At 35.5% G+C, this 23,641-nt stretch carries 27 protein-coding genes, 1 other RNA gene and 1 riboswitch; of the genes, 23 read left to right on the top strand and 5 right to left on the bottom strand.

Annotated features, from left to right (window positions below):
* Positions 1-53: 53 nt before the first annotated feature.
* From C7N65_RS06105 to ssrA, 6 genes are all read left to right on the top strand, one after another.
* Complete coding sequence (locus tag C7N65_RS06105; RefSeq protein ID WP_234019053.1) at positions 54-521, top strand: hypothetical protein; 468 nt, start codon at positions 54-56, stop codon at positions 519-521.
* Between the two features lie 78 nt (positions 522-599).
* Entirely contained in the window at positions 600-836 is a 237-nt protein-coding gene (gene secG / locus C7N65_RS06110; protein WP_105993589.1) for a preprotein translocase subunit SecG, read from the top strand.
* Positions 837-926: 90 nt separating this feature from the next.
* A complete protein-coding gene (locus C7N65_RS06115; RefSeq protein WP_105993590.1) occupies positions 927-1,667 on the top strand; it encodes an alpha/beta hydrolase in 741 nt (246 codons plus the stop codon).
* A 47-nt stretch (positions 1,668-1,714) separates the two neighbouring features.
* Complete coding sequence (gene rnr / locus C7N65_RS06120; RefSeq protein WP_105993591.1) at positions 1,715-4,075, top strand: ribonuclease R; 2,361 nt, start codon at positions 1,715-1,717, stop codon at positions 4,073-4,075.
* Positions 4,076-4,146: 71 nt separating this feature from the next.
* Positions 4,147-4,617, top strand: a complete 471-nt coding sequence (gene smpB, locus C7N65_RS06125; protein ID WP_105993592.1) for an SsrA-binding protein SmpB — start codon at positions 4,147-4,149, stop codon at positions 4,615-4,617.
* 146 nt (positions 4,618-4,763) lie between these two features.
* Positions 4,764-5,124, top strand: a transfer-messenger RNA (tmRNA) gene (ssrA, locus tag C7N65_RS06130).
* Between the two features lie 152 nt (positions 5,125-5,276).
* Here the strand turns inward: ssrA and C7N65_RS12695 are convergent.
* On the bottom strand, positions 5,277-5,954 hold the full coding sequence (locus C7N65_RS12695; RefSeq protein WP_234019054.1) for a DUF4352 domain-containing protein: 678 nt from the start codon (positions 5,952-5,954) through the stop codon (positions 5,277-5,279).
* 389 nt (positions 5,955-6,343) lie between these two features.
* On the opposite strand from C7N65_RS12695, the gene C7N65_RS06140 reads away from it, so the two are divergent.
* Complete coding sequence (locus tag C7N65_RS06140) at positions 6,344-6,547, top strand: cold-shock protein (RefSeq protein ID WP_105993593.1); 204 nt, start codon at positions 6,344-6,346, stop codon at positions 6,545-6,547.
* Positions 6,548-6,619: 72 nt separating this feature from the next.
* Here C7N65_RS06140 and C7N65_RS06145 read toward each other — a convergent pair whose 3' ends face one another.
* Positions 6,620-7,357, bottom strand: coding sequence for a hypothetical protein (locus C7N65_RS06145; protein ID WP_105993594.1), 738 nt, complete (start codon positions 7,355-7,357; stop codon positions 6,620-6,622).
* Between the two features lie 106 nt (positions 7,358-7,463).
* Complete coding sequence (locus C7N65_RS06150; protein WP_105993595.1) at positions 7,464-8,768, bottom strand: TrkH family potassium uptake protein; 1,305 nt, start codon at positions 8,766-8,768, stop codon at positions 7,464-7,466.
* Between the two features lie 215 nt (positions 8,769-8,983).
* On the opposite strand from C7N65_RS06150, the gene C7N65_RS06155 reads away from it, so the two are divergent.
* The 3 genes from C7N65_RS06155 to C7N65_RS06165 all read left to right on the top strand — a co-directional run bounded on the left by C7N65_RS06155 (position 8,984) and on the right by C7N65_RS06165 (position 11,147).
* Complete coding sequence (locus C7N65_RS06155; protein ID WP_105993596.1) at positions 8,984-9,565, top strand: LemA family protein; 582 nt, start codon at positions 8,984-8,986, stop codon at positions 9,563-9,565.
* Positions 9,562-10,431: a TPM domain-containing protein gene (locus tag C7N65_RS06160; protein ID WP_105993597.1), complete on the top strand. Its 870-nt coding sequence runs from the start codon at positions 9,562-9,564 to the stop codon at positions 10,429-10,431. Before C7N65_RS06155 ends, C7N65_RS06160 begins: the two co-directional genes overlap by 4 nt.
* Positions 10,432-10,943: 512 nt before the next feature.
* Entirely contained in the window at positions 10,944-11,147 is a 204-nt protein-coding gene (locus tag C7N65_RS06165) for a YozE family protein (protein WP_105993598.1), read from the top strand.
* Between the two features lie 217 nt (positions 11,148-11,364).
* Here the strand turns inward: C7N65_RS06165 and C7N65_RS06170 are convergent, their stop codons facing one another.
* Entirely contained in the window at positions 11,365-11,880 is a 516-nt protein-coding gene (locus C7N65_RS06170; protein ID WP_105993599.1) for a GNAT family N-acetyltransferase, read from the bottom strand.
* Positions 11,881-12,307: 427 nt separating this feature from the next.
* Here C7N65_RS06170 and aroD point away from each other — a divergent pair, with 427 nt between their 5' ends.
* Together aroD and C7N65_RS06180 are read left to right on the top strand one after the other, a co-directional pair.
* Entirely contained in the window at positions 12,308-13,033 is a 726-nt protein-coding gene (gene aroD / locus C7N65_RS06175; RefSeq protein WP_105993600.1) for a type I 3-dehydroquinate dehydratase, read from the top strand.
* A gap of 72 nt (positions 13,034-13,105) precedes the next feature.
* Positions 13,106-13,648 (top strand): nitroreductase, encoded by a 543-nt coding sequence (locus C7N65_RS06180; protein WP_105993601.1) that lies wholly within the window; start codon positions 13,106-13,108, stop codon positions 13,646-13,648.
* Positions 13,649-13,719: 71 nt separating this feature from the next.
* Here C7N65_RS06180 and C7N65_RS06185 read toward each other — a convergent pair whose 3' ends face one another.
* Complete coding sequence (locus C7N65_RS06185) at positions 13,720-14,043, bottom strand: thioredoxin family protein (RefSeq protein ID WP_105993602.1); 324 nt, start codon at positions 14,041-14,043, stop codon at positions 13,720-13,722.
* Positions 14,044-14,186: 143 nt separating this feature from the next.
* Here C7N65_RS06185 and C7N65_RS06190 point away from each other — a divergent pair, with 143 nt between their 5' ends.
* From C7N65_RS06190 to sufD, 11 genes are all read left to right on the top strand, one after another.
* Entirely contained in the window at positions 14,187-14,543 is a 357-nt protein-coding gene (locus C7N65_RS06190) for an arsenate reductase family protein (RefSeq protein WP_105993603.1), read from the top strand.
* Positions 14,544-14,691: 148 nt separating this feature from the next.
* Positions 14,692-15,072, top strand: coding sequence for a glycine cleavage system protein GcvH (gene gcvH, locus C7N65_RS06195; protein ID WP_105993604.1), 381 nt, complete (start codon positions 14,692-14,694; stop codon positions 15,070-15,072).
* Positions 15,073-15,360: 288 nt separating this feature from the next.
* Entirely contained in the window at positions 15,361-15,723 is a 363-nt protein-coding gene (locus C7N65_RS06200; RefSeq protein WP_105993605.1) for a toprim domain-containing protein, read from the top strand.
* Positions 15,720-16,016 (top strand): thioredoxin family protein, encoded by a 297-nt coding sequence (locus tag C7N65_RS06205; RefSeq protein ID WP_105993606.1) that lies wholly within the window; start codon positions 15,720-15,722, stop codon positions 16,014-16,016. Before C7N65_RS06200 ends, C7N65_RS06205 begins: the two co-directional genes overlap by 4 nt.
* Positions 16,017-16,069: 53 nt before the next feature.
* A riboswitch (SAM riboswitch) is annotated at positions 16,070-16,175 on the top strand.
* Positions 16,176-16,272: 97 nt separating this feature from the next.
* Positions 16,273-17,298, top strand: coding sequence for a methionine ABC transporter ATP-binding protein (locus C7N65_RS06210; RefSeq protein WP_105993607.1), 1,026 nt, complete (start codon positions 16,273-16,275; stop codon positions 17,296-17,298).
* A complete protein-coding gene (locus C7N65_RS06215) occupies positions 17,291-17,986 on the top strand; it encodes a methionine ABC transporter permease (RefSeq protein WP_105993608.1) in 696 nt (231 codons plus the stop codon). The genes C7N65_RS06210 and C7N65_RS06215 overlap by 8 nt, the downstream gene beginning before the upstream one ends.
* Before the next feature lie 24 nt (positions 17,987-18,010).
* Complete coding sequence (locus tag C7N65_RS06220) at positions 18,011-18,835, top strand: MetQ/NlpA family ABC transporter substrate-binding protein (protein WP_105993609.1); 825 nt, start codon at positions 18,011-18,013, stop codon at positions 18,833-18,835.
* 222 nt (positions 18,836-19,057) lie between these two features.
* On the top strand, positions 19,058-20,440 hold the full coding sequence (locus C7N65_RS06225) for an AAA family ATPase (RefSeq protein WP_105993610.1): 1,383 nt from the start codon (positions 19,058-19,060) through the stop codon (positions 20,438-20,440).
* Positions 20,403-21,107, top strand: a complete 705-nt coding sequence (locus tag C7N65_RS06230) for a hypothetical protein (RefSeq protein WP_105993611.1) — start codon at positions 20,403-20,405, stop codon at positions 21,105-21,107. Before C7N65_RS06225 ends, C7N65_RS06230 begins: the two co-directional genes overlap by 38 nt.
* A 351-nt stretch (positions 21,108-21,458) precedes the next feature.
* Positions 21,459-22,217 (top strand): Fe-S cluster assembly ATPase SufC, encoded by a 759-nt coding sequence (gene sufC, locus C7N65_RS06235; protein WP_105993612.1) that lies wholly within the window; start codon positions 21,459-21,461, stop codon positions 22,215-22,217.
* A gap of 64 nt (positions 22,218-22,281) precedes the next feature.
* Positions 22,282-23,589 (top strand): Fe-S cluster assembly protein SufD, encoded by a 1,308-nt coding sequence (gene sufD / locus C7N65_RS06240; RefSeq protein ID WP_105993613.1) that lies wholly within the window; start codon positions 22,282-22,284, stop codon positions 23,587-23,589.
* The last annotated feature ends 52 nt before the right edge of the window (positions 23,590-23,641 follow it).

Here is a 23,641-nt window from a genome sequence, read left to right on the forward strand (position 1 = left end):
ATAATTAAAAACAATGAGAGTATTCTATATTTATTAAGGAGTTTGGTTTTATCGTGGATACTGAAAATACTAAAGCGATGCGCGCAAAAAAATCAGGGAAATTAATCGCATATGCTTCAATCTTTTTAGCGATGATGTATGCGACATATATATTTGTGGTATTGGATAAAAGTGTCATTGTTGATTTATTAAATTCCCACCAAATAGAAGCAACGAAAAATGCGGTCGGCAACTTCTTAAACAGTTACCGCTTGACCGGCATTATGTATTTACTGGCTTACTTATGCGGATTAATCGCAATTTGGAATCAGCACCCGTATTTATGGTGGTTCTTGTTTGCGGTCTATATTTCACAAACTTTCTTTACTGCTGTGAACGCTGGACCGATTATGCAAAGTATTATTCATGTGAAGTCTTTATATATGACATTGCCGCTATGGATTACTTTGGTAGGTTCATTAATCTTAGCACTGTATATGCTGATCATATCTATCAAACGCAGAAGTACATTTAATCGTTGATTTTTTGAATCTGAATTTGATATACGCTGTCTTTTCGTGTTATAATTGTCAGGTATATTATGAATGGAGGACTAACGCATGCATGTTTTGTTAACAGTTTTATTAGTCATTGACTGTATCGCTTTAATTACAGTTGTGTTACTCCAAGAAAGCAAAAGCAATGGACTTTCAGGAGCAATCAGCGGCGGTGCTGAACAGCTCTTTGGTGGAAAACAGAAACAACGCGGTGTAGATTTATTCTTAAACCGTGTCACAATCGTATTATCTATTGTGTTTTTCGTGTTAATGCTCGCAATTACTTATCTTAATATGTAAATGTAAGGTCCGACAATGTAAAAGTCGGGCTTTTTTCATTATAATGGTATGTGAGTATGTATATTTAATGAGATGAAAGGGTTGAAAGACATGCAGATTAAATTGCCTGAACCGTTCTTCTTTGAAGAAGGGAATAGAGCAGTATTATTATTACATGGGTTTACTGGGAATTCATCAGATGTACGTCAGTTAGGACGTTTCTTGCAGAAGAAAGGTTATACATCTTATGCACCTCAGTATGAAGGCCATGCAGCACCACCGGAGGAAATTCTGCAATCCAGTCCGCATGTCTGGTTTAAAGATGCGTTAGACGGATATGATTTCTTAAAATCCAAAGGATATGATGAAATCGCAGTGGCTGGATTATCTTTAGGCGGCGACTTTGCCTTGAAATTAAGCTTAAACAGAGATGTAGAGGGTATTGTAACCATGTGTGCGCCTATGTTTATCAAGACAGAAGGCTCAATGTACGAAGGCGTATTAGAATATGCACGCAACTTTAAGAAATACCAAGGTAAAGATGAAGCGACAATCGATCGCGAAATGGATGCATTCCATCCAACTGACACTTTAAAAGAGCTTCAGCAAACAATTCAAGATGTGAGAGATCATGTTGATGAGGTAATGGACCCGTTATTGGTCATTCAAGCTGAACAAGATGATATGATCAACCCTGAATCTGCAAATGTAATTTATGATGAAGCGTCATCTGATGACAAATCAATTAAATGGTATGCAGAATCAGGTCACGTTATTACGATTGATAAAGAAAAAGAACAAGTTTTCGAAGATATTTATGCCTTCTTAGAAGGACTAGATTGGTCTGAATAAGATCATTAAAAATAAACTATTAAATAAGGAAGAAAGGAGGGGGCATAATGGATTTAAAACAATCTGTAGCAGAAATCATTAAACAACCTGATTATGAACCTATGTCAGTGTCAGATTTCCAAGATCGTTTAGGTTTAGATAATGCCGACTCATTCAGAGACTTAATAAAGGTGTTAGTTGAACTAGAACAATCCGGACTTGTGGAACGCACTAAAACAGACCGCTATAAAAGAAAGAGCAGTCAAAAGAAAATGAAAGACAACTTAGTCAAAGGGACTTTAAGCCAAAACAAAAAAGGTTTTGCCTTCTTAAGACCTGAAGACGAAGACATGGAAGATGTCTTTATTCCTCCGACTAAAATCAACCGCGCCATGGATGGCGACACTGTTATTGTAGAAGTGCAGCCCTCACGCGGAGATTTCAAAGGAAAAGTCGAAGGAGAAGTTAAATCAATTGAAAAACATTCCGTTACACAAGTAGTCGGAACGTATACAGAAGGCCGTCATTTTGGTTTTGTAATCCCAGATGACAAACGTATTATGCAAGATATTTTCATTCCAAAAGGTCAAAGCTTAGGTGCTGTGGAAGGCCATAAAGTGTTAGTGCAGATTTCTAAATACGCACAAGGCAATGATAATCCTGAAGGTCATGTTTCTGCAATCTTAGGGCATAAAAACGACCCGGGTGTAGATATTCTTTCGATTATTTACCAACATGGAATTGAAATCGAATTCCCTGATGAAGTATTGAAAGAAGCAGAAGCCGTACCGGAAACTATCCAGCCGTCAGAATTAGAAGGCCGCAGAGACTTGCGTGATGAATTAACAATCACAATTGATGGCGCAGATGCGAAAGACTTAGATGATGCGATTGCGCTGAAAAAGCTTAAAAACGGCAATACGCAATTAACAGTAAGTATCGCAGATGTCAGCCATTATGTTACTGAAGACTCAGCGTTAGACAAAGAAGCATATGATCGCGGTACAAGTGTTTATTTAGTAGATCGTGTTATTCCGATGATTCCGCATCGATTAAGCAACGGTATCTGTTCATTGAATCCAAATGTAGACCGTTTAACCTTAAGCTGCCGTATGGAAATCAACCAAGACGGCAAAGTGGTAAAACATGAAATCTTCGACAGTGTGATTCAATCTGACCATCGTATGACTTATGATGAAGTAAATCAGATTATTACAGATAAAGATGAAGCGGTACGTTCAAAATATTCAGATGTGACACCGATGCTGGATATGGCGCAAGAATTAAGCAATACACTGATTCAAATGCGTAAACGCCGCGGTGAAATAGACTTTGACATTGATGAAGCACAAGTTATCGTTAATGACGAAGGTATTCCGGTAGAAGTGAGAATGCGTGAACGCGGTGAAGGTGAACGCTTAATCGAATCCTTCATGCTAGCTGCGAACGAAACAGTTGCGGAACACTTCAACAAAATGGAAGTACCGTTTATCTATCGTGTGCACGAACAGCCGAAATCAGATCGCTTAACACAATTCTTCGAATTCATTACGAACTTCGGAATTTTGGTAAGAGGTACAGGCGAAGATGTATCTCCAAGTACGCTTCAAGAAATTCACGAAAAAGTGAAAGGTCTGCCTGAACAAACAGTAGTATCTACTATGATGTTACGCTCTATGCAGCAGGCACGTTATGAAGATACTAACTTAGGCCACTTCGGTTTATCAGCGGATTACTATACACACTTTACGTCACCAATTCGTCGTTATCCTGACTTAGTTGTCCATCGACTAATCCGCAAATACTTGATAGAAGATTCAATGAGCGGTAAAGAACTAAGAAAATGGGAAGATAAACTGCCAGAAATCGCAGAACACACTTCAAATCGCGAACGTCGTGCAATTGATGCTGAACGTGACACGGATGAATTGAAGAAAGCAGAATTTATGCTTCAACACATCGGTGATGAGTTTGAAGGTATCATCAGCTCTGTCGCAAACTTCGGTATGTTTGTAGAATTGCCGAATACTGTAGAAGGTATGGTGCATGTGTCTAATATGACAGATGACTATTACCAATTCGCAGAAGGTCAAATGGCTATGATTGGAGAACGCTCAGGCAATGTCTTCCGCATTGGCGACGCTGTTAAAATCAAAGTCGTTAATGTCGATGTAGAACAACGTATGATTGATTTCCAAATCTTAGGCATGCCGGAACCAAAACGCAAAAAATCAAGCGAACGTCCTGCACGCGGTACGACAATTCAAACAAAAACACGCGGTAAAAACCTTGGCGGAGATAAGAAAAAAGGTAAGAAGAAACAACGTAAAGGTAAAAATCAACGTAACCGCGATAAACAAAACAATACAAATCACAAACCGTTTTACAAAAGTAAAAAGGTAAAACAAAAAGCACGTAAAAAGAAATAATGTATGAGAAAGAGATTTAAGTACTGTGTACTTACTTCTCTTTACTATAATTTCAACAAGAGGTGAACACGATGTCGAAGAAGAAGAAAAAATCTCCTGGTACTTTAGCGGAGAACCGCAAAGCCAGACACGATTATAATATAGAGGATACGCTTGAAGCGGGCATTGTGTTAAGAGGTACAGAAATTAAATCCATTCGTCGCGGCAGTGCCAACTTAAAAGATAGTTTCGCACAAGTGAAAAATGGTGAAATTTACGTTCATAATATGCATATTGCGCCTTATGAAGAAGGCAACCGATTTAATCACGATCCATTGCGCCCAAGAAAACTGCTCTTACACAAAAGAGAGATTCAAAAGTTGGGAACACGTACACGTGAAATCGGCTATTCTATTATTCCATTAAAACTGTATCTCAAGCATGGACAATGCAAAGTCTTGATTGGTGTTGCGCGAGGTAAGAAAAAATACGATAAGCGTCAAGATCTTAAAGATAAAGCAGTAAAACGCGATATCCAACGTGCAATGAAAGACCGTTATTAAGGGCAAGCAGGCACGTCCTGCTTCCCGTATCTTATTTAAGAATACTAAGAGAATGTAAACAATTTCGTTGCTTAGTTAAAGTTTATTTGATATGATAAAGAATGCTTTCGGATTCTTTACAATTAGAATCTGTTTATTAATATTAAGGGGGCGTTTTGGATTCGACAGGGGTCCCCAGAGCTTATTAAGCGTGTCGGAGGGTTGTCTTCGTTATCAACACACTCAGTTTATAATAACTGGCAAATCAAACAATAATTTAGCAGTAGCTGCCTAATCGCACTCTGCATCACCTAACAGCATCGCCTATGTGCTGTTAACGTGATTCAACTTTAGTAGGATACGCTAGGCACTGCTGTTCGAAGTCTGTCTAGAAGAGATTAAGCGAACTAGCATGGTGTTGGTTGTCTATTTCCTACCACCATGTGAAATTTGAATAATAGACTACACACGTAGAAAGATTTGTATCAGGATCCTTGGACGCGGGTTCAAATCCCGCCGCCTCCATACATATGCCTATAACCCGCGTGGTTATGGGCTTTTTTATTTGGGTATTACCACAAAAAGTGCACAAATTTATTAATTTTTCATAAAGGTTTTGAATGACTGTGTTTGTATGAAAACAAAGTAAGAGGGCAGCTTTTGAGCTGCCCAAAATGAGATTATTTTAATTTGATTTTTTCTGTTTTAGTTCCAAAAACACCAGATTGAACTTGAAGTACTAAATTTTGTTTGTTTGCGACTTCTTTTGATACATCGAAAACAACTTTTCCATTTTTAGTGCTGTCTGGATTTATTTTATCTCCGAAGAAACCTAGGTCATCAGGTGAAACAGCTTGGTTGGCAGTCGTTGATGCTGCAGAATCAGCTTCATAAGTTTTGCCGTCCCCAACTAATTTGAAAAATGAGTTTGCAATATCTACTGCTTTATCCCCATTATTTTTAACAGTAACATCTAAAACAATAAATGTTCCTTTTGCTTTGTTAGTCAGTACATTTCCCACTTGATCAGCAACTGCTTTATTTGTCACATTGAATTCTAGTTTATCGAGTTTAACAACTTCATTCATTTTGTGAGGGGCTTTAGTTTCTTTTTTAGTATCTTGTTTCTTTTCTGATTTTGATTCAGAATTTGTATTGCTAGTGTTATCGTTTTGAGGAACGTTGTTATTTGTCATCATATTCACAGCACCCATTACTACTAAAACTGTAATCAGGATTTTAACCCACAACCTCCAGGATTTAAACTTCCACATTAAAAATAGACCTACTGGAAATACAAATAATAGCATTAAAATCGTAAACCAAGTTGATTTATACCATTCTTTCTTTTGTTTCATGTTGTAACCTCCAAGATGTTTTGATTATAATAAAGCGGATATACGCCTATTAATACAAAAAGAATATGCTTGTAAAAACTTTGATAAAAGTATTTTTGTTTTGTAAATATTGTATAGTTATTTTGTAGAAGTGCCAATAGGAAATTCTTCATTTTCTAATTTTTATGGTCAATCAAAATGTAATTTTACATTGCTGGTTGGCGGTTTTTTATTTGTAAGTGTTATTTGAGTCAAAAGGGTGTACAAATCGAAAAAATACGTGTAGTATTGAACTTAAGTAATTTTTGTTCGTGAAATTAATTTGAAGTTTTATTCGTATGAATTTGCTCCCATTGATTTTTATAAACAAGTTACAAATATTCGTGCAAAAGCACATGGAGGATTTTTATATGAATAACGGTACAGTTAAATGGTTTAACGCAGAAAAAGGTTTTGGATTTATCGAAAGAGAAAATGGCGACGACGTATTCGTACACTTCTCAGCAATCCAAGGCGATGGCTACAAAACATTAGAAGAAGGCCAACAAGTTGACTTCGACATCGTTGAAGGCGACCGCGGTGAACAAGCTGCTAACGTTGTAAAAATGTCATAATTTTTACTAAAGCTGAAATAAGCAGCACAACAATCTTTTAAAGGTTGTTGTGCTGCTTTTCTTTTTGGATAATTATTGTTTATATTGATCGTATTTTCCTGCTTCGATATCTGCTTCGCGTCTTTGTATTTCGTCATAGATTTCTTGTTGTTCTTCTTCGCTGCCATCGTAATAACCTTGTTCTATGGCATGCTTGGTTTGAATTTCAGCGGAAGATAAACCGCCATTATATTTTTTACGCAAGGCATCGATATATTCCTCTTCTGTTTGTGCAGCGTTGATTTCAGCGTTGACGTCTTCTTGAGGTGCTTCCTCAGTTTGAGTATTTTGTTGTTGATTGTATACAGACTGTTCAGCACCACTTTCAACATTGAGTGAGCTTTGATAAGCAGCACTTGCTGGTCCTTCAGTTACATTGCCTTGAGGGATGACACCGTTTGCGACTGCAGAGTTATAGGCCTGTATCTTCTCTACTTCACTATAATTGCCATAAATAACACTTTCTAATGTTTTGCGATCAGTAATATTGCCTAAATTAATCTGATTTACTGGTGGTGTTTCATTAGTTTGATTATTGCTTTCTTCTTGGCTATTTTGGTTTTGTTTTTCATCCTGATTATCTGATAATTTCTCTTTTGCTGGTTCATTGTCTTTCTTTTTATCTTTAGTTTTATCTTTGGATTGACTGTCTGAAGATTTCTCCGTCTTTTCTTCTTTGTCTTTGTTTGCTTTCTCTTCTTTTTCGCTATTGTTGCCGCAAGCAGTGACAAGCAATAAGCTAGAAGCTAAAATAACAAGCCATTTTTTCATAATTTGCACCCTTTCATCTAAGTTTAAAAAGCATCTTTTGTGTTTTGTATAACCTTATTTTGCAAAAGAAAACAAGACCCGAAAAAACAGGTCTTGTGTATATAAATTATAAATAGATATTGCCTTTGGCATATTGATAAAAACGTTTTTTGCTAGGGATGAACAGTGCTAATACTGTTACAACACCTAATTTACCGCATATCATGACAATAATGATAATAGCTTTTGTCAGGGTATGATATTCAGTTGTAAAGTTCATGCTTAAACCTACTGTACCAAACGCTGATACGACTTCAAAAATAACTTTAATGAATGGTGTTGTTTCGTTTAAACAGCTGACAATAAAAGTGACAGTCAACACAAATATTAAACTTACAGAAGTGACAGTAATTGCTTTTGCGATTGTTTTAGGTTTAATCGTTCTATTGAAGAGTGTTGTATGATCATCGTCACGCAATGTGCTGTATACAAACATAAGCACAACAATAAATGTAGTGACTTTAATCCCGCCTGCTGCACTAAAAGGTGCACCGCCGATGAACATTAAAATCATCATCATAATTGCGGTAGGGGTATGAATCAAACCTAAATCTACAGATTGAAAACCGGCTGTTCTCGTAGTGACAGATTGAAAGAAAGAAGTGCCGATTTTAGCCCATATATTAAAAGGTCTTAACGTATTGGTATATTCTAATAAGAAATAGCCTGCTGTACCAATGGCAATTAAAGCAAGAGTGGTAGTAACTGCAACTTTTGTATGCAGCTTTAATTTAGATAATCTTCTTGTACGTATCAAATCAGACATCACTAATGGTCCAAGGCCGCCCATAATGATTAGTATAGGAATGATAAGTGTAACAACCGGATCATCATTAAACCCAATCATGTTCTTTGAAAATAATGCAAATCCTGCGTTATTGAACGCTGAAACAGCGGTGAACATACTGATGAAGATACCTTTGCCAAAGCCGTATTTCGGTACAAACGACAATGCCAAAAGCAGCATTCCGATGAATTCTGTTGTGATACTATACAGCGTTAATTGGCGAATTAAACGTACCATACCGCCAGGTTCATCCACATTCCAAGTGACCATAATCAATTTGCGTTCGTGCATGGATATTCTGCGGTTAGCGATAATCAATGTAAGTGTTGTAATGGTCACAATACCTAATCCGCCGATTTGAATTAAAAACATAATAATGATGTCGCCGAGCCAATTAAACTGTGTTGTGATATCTACAGTGGATAGACCGGTAACAGTAAACGCACTAGAAGCTACAAAGAAAGCATCTATAAATGAGGTGTATTGCTTACCTGTTGCAGGCAAATACAGCAATAACGCTCCAAATAGTGTAGTACTAAGAAATAATAGTAAATAAACAGTTAAGGGTTTCTTTAAGAAATCCAAACGAACACCTTCTAAACTTGAATGTATTTTTATGTGTATTTCGAATACAACTGTTATTATACAATTATTTTTGGTAATTGCATCTATAAAATAACGCTATGCAAAAATAAACTTAAGAGGGTATAAAACAAGAAGATTCTGTTGGTGAAATTTAGCCAGATAGATAGGTATCATGTATAATAAAATTGAGAATCTTTAAGTTAAAGGAGCAGATTATGAAGAAAATACTTACACCTCTTATCATCATCGGAATCGTTATAGTCATCATTGGAGTGACTATGATTGCACCTTACAATAAACTTGTAGGAATGGATGAAGATACTGAAAACCAACTGTCTAACATTGATAACCAGCTTCAACGCCGTGTTGATTTAATTCCAAACTTGGTAAATACTGTTAAAGGTTATGCGAAGCATGAAGAAGATGTATTTAAACAAGTTTCAGATGCACGCAGTAAACTAGCTGGGGCCTCAACACCGAAAGAAAAAGCTGAAGCAAACGAAGAAGTGAATTCTTCATTAAGCAGACTCTTAGCAATCAGTGAGAATTATCCAGATTTAAAAGCAGACAAACAATTCACTGGATTGCGCGATGAACTAGCTGGAACTGAAAACAGAATTGCGGTTGCCAGAAATGATTACAATACATCAGTCAATAAATATAACCAAGCCATTCGACACTTCCCAACAACCATTGTTGCTAAAATATTCGGATTCGATAAGAAAGAGTACTTTAAAGCTGAGAAAGGTGCCGATAAAGCTCCTAAAGTAGATTTCGGCACTGATAAATCTCAATGATAAAACGCATTGCCAGCTTATTAGCTGTAATGATCGTTGGGATAATGCTCGTTGCACAAAATGCAGGTGCTGCGTCATCAGATAAATTTCCTAAACTAGAACCACCAGTATTTGTTCAAGATCATGCGGATTTAATTTCTGCGCAAGATAAAGATGAAATTGTAAACAAAGGTCAAAAATTGCAAGATGGTACAGACTCGGACATTTTGGTAATGACGATGAAATCTATCGGTCAGACACCAAAAGAAGACTATGCGTATCAAGCTGGCCGCCACTATAAAGTAGGGGACCAAAAGCATAGTCGAGGTGTCGTTATTCTAGTCAATTTAGATAATGGTAATGAATATCAAAACAGAGGCATCCAAGTTGCTGTCGGAAGAGGCCTGGAAGGTGTTTTAAACGATGCTAAAGTAGGTGCTCTGATTGATGACAACTTCATGCCTTATGCGAAAAAAGCAGCACATGCTGACAGTAAGGAACAACAAAAAGCATATTACAGTCAAGGTATTACACAATTGTACAATGCTGTTTGGAAAGAGATAGCTAAAGCTTATGGTTATGATGGTGAAAAGTTCACTGAATCTTCACCAAAAGAACAAGATAACTCAGAAGGAGATGCTTATTTAAGTGTCTTCGGCATCTTTTTCCTTATTGTCGTGATACTTATTATAATCTTCACTAAAAATGGCGGCGGCGGACCTCCTAGAGGCGGCGGTCGCAGAAGACATGATTCAGATACTTGGTGGGTCGGATCCGGGGGCTTTGGCGGAGACTTCGGCGGCTCATCAGGCGGTGGAGGATTCAGCGGCGGCAGTTTCGGCGGAGGTGGCGGCTTCGGCGGCGGAGGTGCCGGACGCGGATTCTAATCTCATCGCTATGCACTAAGCAGGACTATTTACGGTCCTGCTTTTTATTTTGCGCACTTTTAATTAAAAATATTTTACACATGATTCAATTGAGCTATTTAAATATTACAAAAGATTGAATTTAGTGAAAAATAATGCATTAAACTTTATAATGTCTGCATAAAAGCCTTGCGTTTCTGTACCCCCTCCGCTAACGTAAAGAGTAAGAAGAATGATTCCTGAAAAATATATCAAATAAAGAAAAACAAACGTGATTATTAGGTGGATGAAGTCTTCGAAAAATTATGATTATTTGATCGTACAAACTTAGAATGTGAAAAACACAGTGCTGAAATAGGTTGATTGTTTTAATAAGTAATCAATGAATTTTGCTAAAAACTATATTCAATATGAAAATTTATGTTATACTGACAAAAAACCTATTTAACTGATAAGAATAATTTTTCGTAGATAGCGAAGACTTATTGATACTAGTGTTTTCGATTTAGAATATCTTTAAGTGGGGTTGTTATATGAGCTTTTATAAATTTATTATCACATTTATGGAAGATGATACACCTTTTGGGCAATTAGCAGAGTATATTGTTAAAGATAATAATTTTCCAAAAGAAGAGACTGATACAGAGCATATTTTCGAATACGTCCATGAAAATTATTGTGAGCATCATCTGTTAGAATCAGCAAACAGAGCCCTTAGCGTGTATAAAAGCAATTAAAATAAGCAAGTGCAAACTCATCATTTTTGCACTTGCTTTTCTCTTATATAAAATTAAATCGTAAAAATTACGATTTATGGTTTACAAATCTAAAATCATCATGTAATATAAAACGTAACCGTTACGATTTACGGTCACTTAATTACAACTTACTTTACTTAATCAATTCGGTACACGGGAATGTACCGAATTTTTTTATTTATACCTCTGATACAGCTTAATTAAGATGTGCTGCTTTTTGAATTGGATAGATTAACCAATGCTCATCGATATATTTCTCTCCGTATTTGCGTGATGCAGTTTCAAAACCGATTTTAGAAAAACCATACTCGCTGTAAAATGTAAGGGCACTGATATTGTTTGATGCGACTGGTGCTAAAATCTTTTCGATTGCACGTTGTTCGCAAAAATCAGTAACAGTGTTTAATAATTTCTCATCGAGATGATCAATATCTTTAACATACATATTTTCTATGATTGCTTTATGCTGTGTTCCGACAATAATAGGGTGAAACAAAGTTAATGCACCCACAAGTTCTTTGTTGAAGAAGACGCCGAATAAATATTGGACTTTATTGCTTTTATCTACTAGTCGTTTGAAATAGTCCTTTGACAATGTATTTTCATCATAAATCGCCCATGTATAAATATTTTTAAAGTCACGCGTTGCTTCTTTGAATAGTTGGTAGACCTCATCTAAATCTTCTGGGCCTAGCAAGCGGAATTCTTTCATAAATAACACCTCTCTTTTGGTATATCTGGATTTCTTGTTTGTTTGTCTTAATCCCGTTATCACTGATAAGTTTAATTTAATATTATTATACGTATTTAATCAAAGCAATACTAAAATGATGGTTTTAACAAAAAAGTAAAATTATAAAAGGTGTTGCTTGCAATATTAAGCCACATTAATCTTAATGAATGTAATTGTGCATCTAGGTAATTCTTATGCTATTATATAAAATGATTATAATGCGTATACACAAGCGTGAGAAGGGACGGATGACATGGGGTGCATTTCATTTATCGTTATAGCGCTTATTATTTTAGTTATATTATCATTCATAGTCTTACTTTTAATTTTAGACTAGTGTTAAACTATTAATAATATAAATGATTCAAAATAACAAGCAGCAATGTTAAATAAAGGGGTTGTTACAATGACACAGGTTGAAGTCGCGGCTACTATTGCGCCGAAATTTGAAGCAACAGATGAATTACTGTCACAATTGAAGAAAAATGCAGCAGCAATAGATATCATTGAATTAAGAATCGATCAGCGAGAAACGTTTGATCCAGAAACATTAGAAGCATTAACAGCTGCATTGCATGAAGCACATCAAACTGCCAAAATTCTAGTGACCTATCGTACAAGTTCACAAGGCGGAAAAGGGGAAAAATCCGAAACAGCTTATTATGAATTGGTTGAAGCATTAATCGAATTGTCTGGTATCGATATGATTGATATTGAATGGGAAGAACAAAACAAATTACGTATTGAGCAATTAGTAAAGAAAGCACAAGCTTCCGATTTAGAAGTAGTGCTTTCTCAACATGACTTCAATCAAACACCTCCGTTAGAAAACTTGAAATTTACTTATTTTAAAATGAGTAAGACAGGTGCAGATTATATAAAACTTGCAGTAATGCCGAACACTGCAGAGGATGTAACGCATTTATTAGATGCGTTGTATATTTCATCAGAGAGTGTCGGCGCTAAAGTGATTGGTATTTCTATGTCTCAATTAGGACTGGTTTCAAGAACAGCGCAAGGTGTCTTTGGAGGCACAGTGTCATATGGTGCGTTAGGTGAAGCACAAGCACCAGGACAAATTCATGTCAGCAAATTAAAAGAATTGTTAACTTTATATGATATAAACAAATAATTTGAAATAAAATGTAAACCAATCTATACTATAAATGATAATGATTATCAATAGGTAAAGGGGAGTTGGATTGTGGAATTAAGGGAAGCAATTTCTTCAAGACGCAGTGTGAAGATTTTTGACCATGATATGCATATAGATGATAAAGCGTTGTATGAAGCATTAAAACTCTCTACAGATGCACCTAATCATGGAATGAGGGAACCTTGGAGAATCATCCATGTGTCTAAAGACAGACTGCCTGATTTAAGCAGATCGGTTTCTCGTTATGCGTTTCGAAACGAACCAGAGAAACAGCAAAGTCACTACGATGCAGTGACTAAATTAGGCGGCTTACTCGTATTGATCGTAAAACGAGATCCAAGACAAAAAGAAAACCTAGAGAACCATTTAGCATTTGGTGCTTATGCACAAAACTTGATGCTGCTGCTGCATGAAGCGGGCATCGGTACGTGCTGGAAAACACCGCCATACATTTTCCAACCTAAAGTGAGAAAAGTATTAGGTGTAGAAGATGATGAAGATTTATTAGGTTTCTTATATCTTACAGACATGGAAACAAAAATCCCTCCAAAAAAACCGCGTCATACTGAAAACTTTATTTCAGAATATTAATGTATAGAAAAGCCGGGCTGCAAATCAATGCAACCCGGCTTTATTTATACGTTAGACGAAAAAATTATTAATTATTTGTTGAAAGTTTGGCTTAAGAAATCTTCAACTTGTTCTGGAGATTTAGCATTTGCTGAATGCAAGTGTGCAGTTTTTTCGCCATCTTTGAATACAAGCAAGCTAGGAATACCCATGACTTCGTAATCTTGTGCAACATCTTCTAATTCGTCGCGGTTGACTGTATACCATTTATAGTCGTTGTATTTTTCAACAATCGGGTCAATCCACATATCCATAGCACGGCAATCAGGGCACCATCCAGCTTCGAATTTAATGATAACTGGTTCATTGCTTTGAATGATATTATCGAAATCTTGACGTGTTTTAATCGATTCCATTTAAATTTCTCTCCTTTTTTCTGATACTACTAACATTATTATAACCAATTTGTGCGTAAGATTAAAAAAATATACCTATAATTTAAAGCGTTCTTTATGAAAATTTGCTATATTAGAAATAATTAGTTAAAGGAGGTCAAAAGATGATTAGATTCTATCAGTACCACAACTGTACGACTTGTAAAAAAGCTGCAAAATTTTTAGATGAATATGGTGTAAGTTATGAACCGATTGATATTGTAGAACTAAACCCGAATAAAAGAGAGCTGCAAGACATTATTGATAAAACGGGTGTTGAGCTTGATAAGTTATTTAACAAACGCGGAGGCAAATACCGCGAACTTGGTCTGAAAGATAGACTAGACAGTTTGTCTGATGATGAAAAACTAGATTTATTGGCTTCTGACGGTATGTTAGTCAAACGTCCGCTTGCTGTGTCTGGCAATAAAATTACATTAGGTTTTAAAGAGCAAGAATACAAAGATACTTGGGTAAATTAAGTTAAAAGTCCAACTGCAACAGCAGATTGCTAATTATTAAATTAACTCTAAAGATTAAAAAACTACAAGATGTCTATAAATAGTTGAATGAAAAGGTTTCATATGGCATCATTAAAGAGTATTCATTTATAAATAGGAGGGGATTCGTGTGGCAGTGCCAGAGGAATTAAAATATTCAAAAGAACATGAATGGGTAAAAGTTGAGGACGACACAGTAACAATCGGTATTACTGAATACGCTCAAGGAGAACTTGGTGATATCGTATTCGTTGAATTACCAGAAGCTGACGATGATATCGAAGAGGGCGAATCTTTCGGAAGCGTTGAATCAGTTAAAACTGTTTCTGAATTATACGCTCCAGTTTCAGGAACTGTAGTCGAAGTTAACGAAGAATTAGAAGACAGCCCAGAATTTGTTAATGAATCACCATACGAAAAAGCATGGATGGTTAAAGTTAAATTAAATGACGAAAGCCAATTAGATGAATTATTATCAGCAGATCAATATAAAGAAATGATCGGTGAATAATTGACGCTTCGTCGTAACTCCAAGATACTTTGTATTTTGGAGTTATTTTTTTATTTAACGGGCTATAAGTAACTATGAAGGTAAAGTGCAAGTGCTTAACAGCAGAATTATTACATAAATTGAAAGGGCTTGTTTGTACATAAAACAAGTTGCGTGTAATTTAAAAGGCGCTTGCGTTACAATTGAGTTAGCAGCTCACAAAACAATATAATATTGGTAAGAACCTAAGCACTTACGTTTGCAAGTTATTATGCAATGATATCACGAGAGTATTGGAGTGTAGTGAATATGGCATTGTTAGATAAAGTAATCGTTGTTGAAGGTAAGACAGATAAGAAGCGTGTTCAAGAGGTCATTGATGAACCAGTACAGATTATTTGTACACATGGTACGATGGGAATCGATAAATTAGACGATATGATCGAAACATTGTATGAGCGTCCAGTTTATATTCTTGTTGATGCAGATAAGGAAGGCAGACGGATTCGTCAATGGTTTAAACATTATCTTTCTGAGAGCGAGCATATTTTTGTAGATAAAACATATTGCGAGGTGGCTCGCTGTCCACGCCCATATCTTGCCAGAGTGCTTAGAAATTATGGATTTATGGTAAAAGGTGAAGCACCTGTGAAAGGATTAGTATATAGATGAATTCTAAGCAACATATTGCAGATATCACACAAAACTTCGATCAAGATAAACATTTGATATTCGGCTACACCCCGATGTGCGGAACATGCAAAGTGTCTGAACGCATGCTGGATATTGCAAATGAGATTTTAGATTTGCCGATTGTTAAGGCAGATTTAAACTTCCATGCAGATTTCAGCGAACAATATCAAATTCAATCAGTTCCTGTTTTGATGGTGATGTCTAAAGATAAGGAACTAAAACGTATTTATGCATTTCAATCTGTTCCTTACTTATTAGAAAATTTAAAATAGTTATTGACGCCTACCGAGTGAAGTGGTAGGATTAATATCAATTAAATAGTTATCTCTTATCAAGAGAGGTGGAGGGATGTGCCCGTTGAAACCCGGCAACCGTCTTTTAAAGAAATGGTGCCAATTCACAAAAAGTTGAACTGCTTTTGAAGATGAGAGAAAGAATTTTTAAAATGCTTTCTCTTTTTTGCTTACAGCAGCGATAAGAGAAAGCATTTTTAATTTTGCAGGTAAAGTAAGGAAAGGGGAGAAACAAGTGATTCAACTGAAACAAATCGTCAAAAGGTATAAGACGAAACACCAAGATGTGCTGGCAGTTGATCATGTCGATTTAGATGTGGCAGAAGGTGTCATATACGGTGTCATCGGGTTTTCAGGTGCCGGTAAAAGTACACTTGTCAGAATTTTAAATTATTTAGAGGAACCTACATCAGGAGAAGTCATCATAGATGGAGATGAATTAGGACAACTCAGCAAGGCGCAGCTTAGACAGAAACGACAAAAGGTAAGTATGATATTCCAACATTTCAACTTGCTTTGGTCGCGAACTGTTGTAGATAACATTAAGTTTCCGTTGGAAATAGCCGGAGTAGATAAGAAAAAAGCTGAAAGCAGAGCAAAAGAGCTTGTAGAACTTGTAGGACTTAAAGGGCGAGAAAATTCTTATCCTTCTGAACTATCTGGCGGTCAAAAACAAAGAGTGGGTATTGCACGTGCTTTAGCAAACGAACCGAAAGTATTGCTTTGCGATGAGGCAACAAGTGCACTTGACCCGCAAACGACTGATGAAATTTTAGAGTTATTACTGAAAATCAGAAAAGAAGAAGATTTAACAATTGTTATCATTACGCATGAAATGAATGTCATTCGTCAAATCTGCGATGAAGTTGCAGTAATGGAAAATGGTAAAGTGATTGAGCGCGGTAATGTAAAAGAGGTCTTTGAAAATCCTCAGCATCCGGTAACTAAACGCTTCGTTAAAGAAGGCTTGAATGATGAATTCGATGAATCGATTCAAGAACTTATTCCTGAAGCAACAAATGGTTACATTGTCCGTTTGAACTTCTCAGGAGAAGAAACAACTGAACCGGTTGTATCATATATCACTCAAAAATATAATCTCGATGTGAACATCTTAGAAGCGAATATCCGTCATTCGAAAAGCGGACCGATCGGTTTCTTGATTGTACATATTGCAGACTTGAAAACTGAATTTTTTGATGATTTTAAAAACGAGCTTGAAAACCGCAATGTACATGTGGAGGTGATTCGAAATGGATAAGTCATTCAGCGATATTCTGCGCGAAATGGTAACCATGCCGAACGTCCAATGGGATCAAGTTTGGGTGGCTTCATACGAAACACTTTATATGACTGCTATTTCAACGGTTTTCGCATTCTTTATCGGCATTATTTTAGGTGTGCTACTTTTCTTAACAGCTAAAAGCAAATCACCAGCAGCCAAAGTGTTTTACCAAATCGTATCATTCATTGTCAACTTGTTCCGTGCAATTCCGTTCATCATTTTAATCTTGTTATTGATTCCATTTACAAGTTTGATTTTAGGAACAATCAGCGGACCGACAGGGGCATTGCCGGCATTAGTCATTGGTGCGGCACCATTCTATGCACGTTTAGTTGAAATTGCGTTTAAAGAAATAGATAAAGGCGTTATTGAAGCTGCACGTTCAATGGGTGCAAATACTTGGACAATTATTCGAAAAGTATTAATTCCTGAATCACGTCCAGCACTTATCTCAGGTATTACAGTTACAGCTATCGCATTAGTAGGTTCAACTGCAGTAGCCGGAGTAATCGGTGCCGGCGGTTTAGGTAACTTAGCTTATTTAACAGGCTTTACTAGAAACCAAAATGACGTCATCTTGGTTTCAACTATCTTTATTTTGGTATTTGTGTTCATTATCCAATTTGTGGGTGACTGGGCTACAAATAAAATCGATAAACGTTAATTACATTAAGAGAGGATCAATTCAATGAAAAAGATTATTACTATTTTAGCAGTTTTAGTATTAACTGTAGCTTTAGCAGCATGCGGCAATAAAGACAAATCAAGCGGAGGAGAATCTAAGACAATTAAAGTCGGAGCATCACCGGCACCTCACGCTGAACTTTTAGAACAAGCAAAACCAATCTTGAAAAAAGAAGGTTATGACTTAAAAATCAAAACAATCAACGACTATACTACACCAAACAAATTAGTAGACAGCGGTGAATTGGATGCGAACTTCTTCCAACACACACCTTACTTAAACACTGAAAAGAAAAGCAAAGGCTATAAATTAGTATCTGTAGGCAACGTTCACTTAGAACCAATGGCTGTGTATTCTAAAAAATACAAAAGCTTGAAAGAACTTCCTAAAGGCGCAACAGTTTACGTATCAAACAACCCAGCTGAAGAAGGCCGTTTCTTGAAATTCTTCGTTGACGAAGGTTTAATCAAATTGAAAAAAGGCGTTAAAATCCAAGACGCACACTTCAGCGACATTGTAGAAAACAAAAAAGATATCAAATTCAACAACAAACAATCAGCTGAGTACTTACCGAAAATCTATCAAAACCAAGATGTTGACGCAGCAATCATCAACTCTAACTTCGCGATTGAACAAAAATTAAGTCCTAAAAAAGACTCTATCGCACTTGAAAAACCAGAAAACAACCCATACGCAAACTTAGTAGCGGTTAAAGAAGGTCATGAAAAAGATAAAAAAATCCAAGCTTTAATCAAAGCATTACAATCTAAAGAAATTAAAGATTTCATCAATAAAAAATACGATGGTGCAGTGATCCCTGCCGAGTAAACCATTGTCTATCACTCTCAAGCATAATGCTTGGGGGTGTTTTTTTATTGAGTTATTCATAGAATATTATCAAATGAAAACGATTAATAAATCTATATTTGATATTTAGTAAAGACTAATACACTAGTTAAATTGGTTAAACAGTTAAAAAAACGTATCCTATAAGATAGGTGTGATATAATAGAAGCGGGAATTTAAGTGACTGTGACATAAGGAGAAATTATGAAAACAACAATTAAAATGAGTGATATGACATTAGGCAATATTAAAAACGTAAACTACGGTTCCTTTAATACAAACGCTAATTTTTCTAATATAAACAAATCTAACGTTGTGGGGTTTTATGGTCAAAATGGATCAGGAAAAACTACGGTAGTTGATGCATTCAAAATTATCGAAAGTTTAATAGAAAATAGAGAGCTGTCTCAAATCGGAAAAAGGTTAGTAACATATGGTAAAGAGAATTTATGGTTGCAAGCTAAGTTTATTGTCATATTAGAAAATCAAAAAAAGCTGTATCTTGAGTATTATGTCGAAATTTCAGAGAAAGATAGCGGCTATCATGTTGAATCTGAAAAATTAGTATATAAAGAAGATGAAAAAGGCAAGAGGTTCAAAACGCTAGTGCAAGCAGGTTCCGACACAATATATGTCAGAAATCAAAATATTAAAACGATGAGAGACGAAATGAAGATTCAAGGGTTAGTTTCATTTCATTTGTCTAAAAAACAAAGGAAGTCGCTTATTTTTAATAGTGAAATGTTACCAATTTACAATGAAATTTTTTCAAAAGAAGAAATGCAGATTTTTTACGCATTAAGTATTCATTTTGTTCAAGGCTTGCACATTATTGAAAATAGAAATTACGGGCTTTTAATGGCGAATATTTTAATCCCTTTTAATATCTTTCAAGATGAAGTTAAAGGGATAGTGCCATTGAGTCAAAGTGTCGATAATAAATCGGCTACTATCCCTAAAAAGATTTTTGATTTATTGAAAAGAGAGGTTTTCCCAAATATAAATGTGGTCTTACCTTGTATCGTTCCAGGTTTGACGATAGAAATTAATGAAATTGCTGAAATTCATAAAGAAGATGGAACGAAAGGAATACAATTTGAATTGCTCTCTAATAGAAATGGTAATAGACTCCCTCTTAATACAGAATCTGAAGGTATAATCAAAATCATATCTATGCTAAGTGTTTTGTCAGCGTTATTTAAAGAGACTAATGTTTGCGTAGTTGTAGATGAATTAGATGCAGGAGTATTTGAATATTTGTTAGGAGAAGTCTTGAAAATTGTAGATGAGAGTGCAAAGGGACAATTGATTTTCACTTCGCATAATCTTAGAATTGTAGAATTATTACCCACTCATTCAATTTGGTTTACTACAACGAACTCTGAAAATAGGTATGTACAACTTAAACATACAAGTAAAACGTCCAATAACAGAGATGTGTATATAAGATCTTTACAAATTAAAAATCAACAAGAAGAACTGTATGATAAAACAGATAATTTTAAAATTAAAAGAGCATTTAAAAAACTAGTAAGAAAAGGAAGTCATCATGAAAAACAAAATTCTTATAGCTCTGGTGGAAGGTGACACTGACGAGGCTTTAATAAATGTTTTGATAGAAAAGTTCAAATCAAATATTGAATTTCAAGTCCATATAGTCAGGTGTGATTTATTTTCACAATATACTCAAAAGAGTATAAAGCAAAATATAGGAGATTGGATTAAGAAAGAAGTATTAGTTAAATATAAGTTGAAAAAGAAAGATATTATTGCTGTTATTCAAGTGGTAGATATAGATGCTGTTTACTTATCTAATGTAAAAATAAACAATCAAGTCGATAGAATTGCATATTATGACGATAGAATTGAAGTTCCTAATGAGAAGCGTAAATGTGAGATTCTGAGTAGAAATAAAAATAAAAGCAGTAAGATCAATCAAATGATCATCACAAAAATATTTTCCAATATAGAGTTTAGGTTGTTTTTCTTTTCGTGTAATTTAGAGCATGCAATTTTCAATAAACTAAATTTGTCGCAAGAAGATAAAGATGATTTGATGTTTGAGTATATTGACTGTACTGAAATCGAAGAGATTGAGAAACATATTGAAAGTGTTGCTTGTCGAAAAATAACAAATGATTTTGAGGAAGACTTTGATAACAGTTGGCAGATGATGAAAAGTTTTGAGATGAATGTTAGAAATACTAATATCAATTTATTAAATAGTTATGTCAGTTTTATATTGAAAAGGTAATCTATCACTCTCAAGCATAATGCTTGGGGGTGTTTTTTGGTTGTAATAGGAAGTGAAAGTAGTGGGAATTGTTGTTCTAAATATGTGACAAAGATATGGGTAATGATAATAGAAGGAGAGAAAATGAGAATCAATGCCTTTAAAATTCGTGCAGCTTTTCACATTGAATTGCATTTTTAAAAGTGATTACTATTTAAGAATTCTTTTAATTTAGGTGCTTAAAAGGTTTATTCTAGGGTTTAATTGCGTTATAATTTATAAATGTACGAATGTAGTGCTGTTTTGACTACAGATTAAAATTATTATAAACTAGTAATTGAAATACTATTTATGTTTACGGAGGGACTTTTAATGCCATCAACATTGGAGATTAAAGACTTACACGTGTCTATCGAGGATAAAGAAATTTTAAAAGGTGTTAACTTAACAATTAACACAGGAGAAATTCATGCAGTAATGGGACCTAACGGTACTGGTAAATCAACTTTATCAGCAGCAATCATGGGCCACCCAGCTTTTACAGTTACTAAAGGTGAAGTATTACTTGACGGTGAAAACGTTTTAGAATTAGACGTTGACGAACGTGCAAAAGCAGGTTTATTCCTAGCTATGCAATATCCATCAGAAATCACTGGTGTTACAAACGCTGACTTCATGCGTTCAGCAATTAATGCTAAACGTGAAGAAGGTAAAGAAATCAACTTAATGCAATTCATTAAGAAATTAGATAAAGAGATGGAATTCCTAGATATGGATCCTAACATGGCACAACGTTACCTTAACGAAGGGTTCTCAGGCGGCGAGAAAAAACGTAACGAAATTTTACAATTAATGATGTTGCAACCTAAATTCGCTATTCTTGACGAAATCGACTCAGGTTTAGACATTGATGCGTTGAAAGTTGTATCTAAAGGTATCAACGAAATGCGCGGAGATGACTTCGGTTCATTAATCATTACGCACTATCAACGTTTATTAAACTACATCACACCTGATTTCGTACACGTTATGTATAACGGTAAAATCGTTAAAACAGGCGATGCAGAATTAGCAAAACGTCTTGAAAATGAAGGTTATGAATGGGTTAAAGAAGAATTCAGCGAAGCGTAAGCTTATACGCAAAGATGAAACAACCGATTAAATGTTATAAGTATCGTTAGGAGGATATTAAGTTATGACGACTGAAACTTTGAACATTTCTGAAGCAGAACTTGTTGAGTATTCACAAGCCCAAAATGAACCTTCTTGGATGACAGAATTACGTAAAGAAGCGTTGAAACTTACTGAAACTTTGGAAATGCCGAAACCAGATAAAACTAAAATTACTAAATGGGATTTCGACTCATTTAAACAATTCGAAACAAAATCTGAAAAATACACTGGCATCAGTGAAGTTCCAGAATCAATCGAAAAAATCATTGATGTTGATCAATCAGAGAATTTAATCATTCAACATAACAACTCACTTGCATTCTCACGTGTTTCAGAGCAAGCACAAAAAGACGGTGTAGTGATTGAAGGTTTAGCTGATGCATTAGTTAATCACGGCGACCTTGTTCAAAAATATCTTATGAAAGATGCAGTGAACGTTGATGAACATCGTTTAACAGCATTACACACAGCATTAATCAACGGCGGTGTATTTGTTTATGTTCCTAAGAACGTAGTTGTAGAACACCCAATCCAATATGTTGTGCTTCATGATGATGAGAACGCAAGCTTCTTCAATCATGTGATTATTGCGACTGAACAAAGCGCAGAAGTCACTTATGTTGAAAACTACTTGTCTGACGTAAGCGGCGAAGGCAACCAAGTAAACATTATTTCTGAAGTGATTGCGGGTGCTAACTCAAAAATCACTTATGGTGCAGTAGACTATTTAGATAAAGGTTTCACTGGCCATATTATTCGTCGCGGTATTACAGAAGCAGATGCTACAATCAATTGGGCACTTGGTTTAATGAACGAAGGCAACCAAATCATTGATAATACAACAAACTTGATCGGTGACCGTTCGACAAGTGAATTGAAATCAGTAGCAGTAGGTACAGGCGAACAAAAATCTAACGTAACATCTAAGATTGTTCAATACGGTAAAGAAACTGATGGTTACATTCTTAAACACGGTGTTGTTGAAGAACAAGCAACTATCATCTTTAACGGTATCGGATATATTAAACACGGCGGTTCAAAATCAGTTGCGAACCAAGAGTCACGTGTCTTAATGCTTTCTGATAAAGCACGCGGAGATGCAAACCCTATTCTATTAATCGATGAAGACGATGTAGAAGCAGGTCACGCAGCTTCAGTAGGCCGTGTGGATGATGAACAACTTTACTATTTAATGAGCCGCGGAATTTCTAAACATGAAGCGGAACGTTTAATTATTCATGGTTTCTTAGACCCTGTAGTAAGAGAATTACCAATTGAAGATGTTAAACGTCAATTACGTGAAGTTATCGAATTAAAAGTTGCAAAATAAAAAAGTTAAGCTAGGCAGGAGAGGTTGAAAACAGGAGGAAGTCAACGCGGAA

This window comes from Staphylococcus simulans, from assembly GCF_002994445.1.
Lineage (GTDB): Bacteria > Bacillota > Bacilli > Staphylococcales > Staphylococcaceae > Staphylococcus > Staphylococcus simulans_B.